Origin of the sequence: Kitasatospora phosalacinea (assembly GCF_000716545.1) — a bacterium.
Lineage (GTDB): Bacteria > Actinomycetota > Actinomycetes > Streptomycetales > Streptomycetaceae > Kitasatospora > Kitasatospora phosalacinea.
Map to the genome: position 1 here is coordinate 1 of NZ_JNWZ01000133.1, position 5,025 is coordinate 5,025.

Consider the following 5,025-nt stretch of genomic DNA (forward strand, 5'->3'; position numbering starts at 1 on the left):
GACATCCCCATCATCACCCTCGACGCCCGACGCCGGGACAGCGCCAAGAGCGCACTCATCACCCTCGTCGAACACGCCCTCCTCGCCCGACTGCGATGAGCCCCGACCTGGCCGGGGGGTGCGCACCACGAATGGTTCGCACCCCCCGGTAACAGTTCGGTAGGCATTTGCCGGGGCCGTTTGACAGTGCGTAGCCGCTCGAACCCGGTGCGCGCCAATGACCTTGAACTTTGCGGGAGTTCACCCGTTTATGTCCGTTTTCCACCCCTGGCGTGCGAGCCGGAGAGGCCGTTTGTCCGGTCCACCGGCTCGTGTTGGAATTCCAGCTACCCCGTAGGACACGCGCGGGCCGCGGTCCGTGGGGGGTAGCCGCCGGATAGATCCATGGCCGCCAGTCGGTCGAGAGGTTGTTGTCGAGTGAGGCGTAAGCAGCCAGTCACCCCTCAGCGGCGCTCAGAGCCCCGCCAGCAGGACCCGGGTAGCGGCCCGAACGCCGGTCAGTTCTCCGCGTTCACCGCGGCCGAGGACCGTGACCGCGCCGAGCAGAACCGCGCCGTCACCGCCGAGTCCGCCGCCCGGCCCGCGGCCGGCCCGGGCCCGGGTTCCGGCCCCGCCAAGGAGGCCCCGCGCCGGGGCGCCCGGTACGACTTCCTGTCCCCGCTGAACTGGCGCGTGCCGACCCGCCTGGTGGCCATCCTGGTCATCCCGGTCGTCATCGCCCTGGTCTTCGGCGGCCTGCGCGTCAACACCTCGCTGGACGACTACAACCAGGCCGACCGCGCGGTGCGCATCGCCACCCTGGCCAGCACCGCCACCAAGCTCGCCGACGCCCTGGAGCAGGAGCGCGACGAGACCCTGGTGCCGCTGCTCACCGGCCAGGGCGACCAGGGCGAGGTGAAGAAGCTCCGGGACCGGACCGACGAGGCCCGCCGGGCCTACGACGCGGCGTTCGCGAAGCTCAAGGACGACGTCGCCATGAAGCGGCGCAACGACCAGTTCCAGCAGGCCGTGTCGTACCTGCCGCACCTGCGCGAGAACGCCTACAAGCCGGAGCTGTTCGCGACCGCCACCGCCAACGCGTACTCGCTGATGTTCGCGCCGCTGCTGGCCATCGACAACTCGGTCGGCTTCGGCTCCACCAACGTCACCTCCAAGGGCCGCGCGATCTACGCGATGTCGCTGGCCAAGGCGTCCGCCTCCACCCAGCGCGCGCTGATGCTCAACCTGCTGGTCGGCCTGGGCGTCGGCGGCGTGGACGGCCACGAGGGCGACGACCTGATCCAGTCGCTGGTGGTCGCCTCCCGCCTGGAGCAGACCGCGATCAGCGAGTTCAACACCGCCTCCGACGACGCCGAGATCAAGGTCTACTCGGACGCCCTGGTCGACCAGGCCACCGCCGACCAGCGCCTGCCGCTGCGCATGCCCGACGGCCGCAGCCTGCCCACCATGCAGGGCCTGCTCGCGGTCGGCATGTCCTACGCCGGCCAGCTGTCCAGCACCGCGGCCGGCGGCGACAAGGCCGCCCAGATCATCGACCAGGTCGGCAAGGACGGCCTGACCCGCCCGCTGTGGGACCAGGCCACCAAGAGCCACATGAGCGCGCTGCGCGCCGCCGAGACCGACCTGATCGGCCAGGTCGTGAGCGAGGCCCAGGGCATCAAGGACCGGGCCTTCACCGACTGGGTGCTCAACGCGCTGATCGTGATCGCCTCGCTGGTGCTGGCCGGTCTGCTCACCGGCTACATCGCCCGCTCGATGATCCTCGGCATGCGGACCCTGAACACCGCCGCGCTCGACATCGCCAACCACCGCCTGCCGGAGCTGGTCGACAAGCTCTCCAAGACCGACCCGGAGCGGGTCGACACCTCGGTCAGCCCGATCCCGCTGCACGGCCGGGACGAGATCGGCGAGGTCGCCCGCGCCTTCGACCAGGTCCACCAGCAGGCCGTCTCGCTCGCCGCCGAGCAGGCGCTGCTGCGGGGCAACGTCAACGCGATCTTCACCAACCTGTCGCGCCGCAGCCAGGGCCTGATCCAGCGCCAGCTGGCGCTGATCACCGACCTGGAGAACAACGAGGCCGACCCGGACCAGCTGGAGAACCTCTTCAAGCTGGACCACCTGGCGACCCGCATGCGCCGCAACGGCGAGAACCTGCTCGTCCTCGCGGGCGAGGAGCCCGGCCGCCGCTGGAACACCCCCGTCCCGCTGGTCGACGTGCTGCGCGCCGCCGCCTCCGAGGTGGAGCACTACGAGCGGATCGAGCTGGCCGGCATCCCCGAGGCCGACGTGGTCGGCCCCGCCGTGACCGACCTCGTCCACCTGCTCGCCGAGCTGCTGGAGAACGCCACCTCGTTCTCCTCCCCGCAGACCCGGGTGCTGGTCAACGCGACCCGGCTGCCGGACGGCCGGGTGCTGGTCGAGATCCACGACAAGGGCATCGGCCTGACCGCCGAGGACTTCGCCGAGATCAACGAGAAGCTGGCCGAGCCGCCCACCGTCGACGCCACCATCTCCCGCCGGATGGGCCTGTTCGTGGTCGGCCGGCTGTCCCAGCGGCACGACATCCGCGTGCAGCTGCGCCCGTCCGGCGAGTCGGCCGGCACCACCTCGCTGGTCATGCTGCCGCAGCAGCTCACCCACCTGAGCGCGACGGCCCCGGAGCCGCAGGCCGAGGAGTTCACCGTCTCCCGGATCTTCGCGGAGCAGGAGCCGACCCCCGAGTGGGCGTTCGAGGGCCAGGAGCGCACCGCAGCCGAACTCGGCTTCGACGACCACCTGGCCGGCCGCGGCGCCGTGCCCGGCAACGGCTTCTCCCCCGCGCTGGAGTCCATGCAGCGCTCCCAGCGCCTGGAGGAGCGCCGCCGGGCCGCCCTGGAGATCGGCCCCGGCCCGGCCGCCGAGGAGCCGGTGGAGGCGGAGCTCCTGGAGTCGCCCTACGGCGGGCCCGGCCGCCCCGAGGAGGGCTACGGCCACCCCGAGCGGGAACCGGCCGGCTACGCCCCGCAGGACGACCCGTACCAGCGCCCCGAGCTGGACGCCTACGGCCACCCCTTCGAGCCGCAGCAGGCCCCGCGGGACGACGCCTACGGCTACCGCCAGGACGACCCGTACGCGCCCGGGCAGTACGGCGACGAGCCGTACGCCCCGGAGCAGTACGCCCAGGCCCCCTACGGCGACGGGCAGCAGCAGTACGCCGAGGCGTACCAGCAGCAGCCGTACGGGGACGGGTACCAGCAGCAGTACGCCGACGAGTACCAGCAGGACGAGTACCGCCAGGACGGCTACGGCTCGGACGGGTACGGCCAGGACGAGTACCGGCAGGACGGGTACCAGCAGGACGGGTACCGGCAGGACGAGTACGGCTACGAGGAGCCCGCCGGGCACCCGTACCCCGCGGAGGAGCCGCCGGCCCTGCCGCCGGCCCGCTCCGAGGCGGGACCGGTCGGCGGCGCGCTGCCGCAGCGGCGTCCGGGGCAGCAGCTGGCGGGCGGCGGTGCGGCCCGCCCCGCGGGCGGCGAGACCCCGAACTGGTTCACCGGCGCGAAGGACACCTCGACTCCGGTCGACGAGCCGCGCGGCCACGAGGTGTCGGCGCTGGGCGGCTACGGGCCGACCGGTCCGACCGCCGCGCCCAGCGAGTGGGAGTCCCCGAACGACGGCGACTGGCAGCGCGCGGAGAAGCTGCGCGAGCCCTCCTCGGCCGGCACGACCCCCTCGGGCCTGCCGCGCCGGGTGCCCCGCCAGAACCTGGTCCCGGGCAACGCCCGGACCACCCCGCAGGAAGGCCCGCAGGTCTCCCGCGACCCGAACGAGGTCCGGGGCCGTCTGACCAACCTGCGCCGCGGCGTCGAGCAGGGCCGCCAGGCCGGCGGCGACCCCGGTGCCACCGGTAGCTTCCGGATCGACCCCGACCAGGGGGCGTACGGTGATGGACCGCACAACAGCAGCACCGATCTCTTCGGCGGCTCGAACCAGCAGGAGCGTTGAGTTGACCCAGATGAGCCAGGCCGCACAGAACCTGAACTGGCTGATCACCAATTTCGTGGACAACACCCCTGGGGTGTCCCACACCGTGGTGGTCTCCGCCGACGGTCTGCTGCTGTGCATGTCCGAGGGCTTCCCCCGGGACCGTGCCGACCAGCTGGCCGCCGTCGCCCAGTCTCCTGCACTGACGGTTCGTCGGATACCGTCCTGGTATTCGAAAGACCTCATTGCCCGTCCCGAGGTCGCTTCGGCGGCCTCGGGACCGGGCGTTGTACGGCCTTCGCACCACCGGCCACGGCGCTCCCCGGCGACGCGGCCAGCAACGCACCGCCGCACCCTTTGAGGAGATGAACCGTGACACCGCCCGACCACAGTGGCCAGTTCGGCGTCCCGTACGCGGGCTCCGGCCACGACGCTTTCGGGGTTCCCGGCGTCGGCCACGGTCAGCAGCAGCAGTACGCGCCGCAGTTCAACGGTGGCCAGTCGTACCTGCCCCCGCAGTCCGACCCGCGCTGGTACCAGCAGCAGGACGGATACGGCCAGGCCCACCCCGGCCCCCACGCGTTCCCCGAACCCGACCTGCCGCACCGGTACGAGGAGCAGCAGCCCGGCCACGTCGAGGAGTACGCCGACGACGAGGAGGACGCCGGACCGCTGATCCGCCCGTTCGCGATGACCGGCGGACGCACCCGGCCCCGCTACGAACTCGCGCTGGAGGCCCTGGTCTCCGCCGCGGTCGATCCGGCCCGGATGGCCACCCTGCTGCCCGAGCACCAGCAGATCTGCGCCCTGTGCGCCTCCGACGTGAAGTCGGTGGCCGAGATCTCCGCGCTGCTCGGCCTCCCGCTGGGAGTGGCCCGCATCCTCGTGGCGGACCTGGCCGAGGCCGGCCTGGTCGCCATCCACCAGCCCGCCGCCGGCGGCGAATCCGGCAACCAGCCCGACGTCACGCTGCTCGAAAGGGTCCTCAGTGGACTTCGCAAGCTCTAACGCGGCCGCCGCCCCCAGCCGCGCCACCACCTCCGCCAAGATCGTCGTCGC

2 protein-coding genes and 2 pseudogenes are annotated in these 5,025 nt (G+C 72.3%); all 4 read left to right on the forward strand.

The window, feature by feature from the left end; translation table 11 throughout:
- Positions 1-99 (forward strand): annotated as a pseudogene (locus OO48_RS33645) (ATP-binding protein); the annotation flags it as partial.
- Between the two features lie 318 nt (positions 100-417).
- Entirely contained in the window at positions 418-3,987 is a 3,570-nt protein-coding gene (locus tag OO48_RS33650) for a sensor histidine kinase (protein WP_051733389.1), read from the forward strand.
- A 10-nt stretch (positions 3,988-3,997) separates the two neighbouring features.
- Positions 3,998-4,156, forward strand: a pseudogene (locus tag OO48_RS37085) (roadblock/LC7 domain-containing protein); the annotation flags it as partial.
- A 182-nt stretch (positions 4,157-4,338) separates the two neighbouring features.
- Entirely contained in the window at positions 4,339-4,974 is a 636-nt protein-coding gene (locus OO48_RS33655) for a DUF742 domain-containing protein (RefSeq protein ID WP_051733391.1), read from the forward strand.
- The last annotated feature ends 51 nt before the right edge of the window (positions 4,975-5,025 follow it).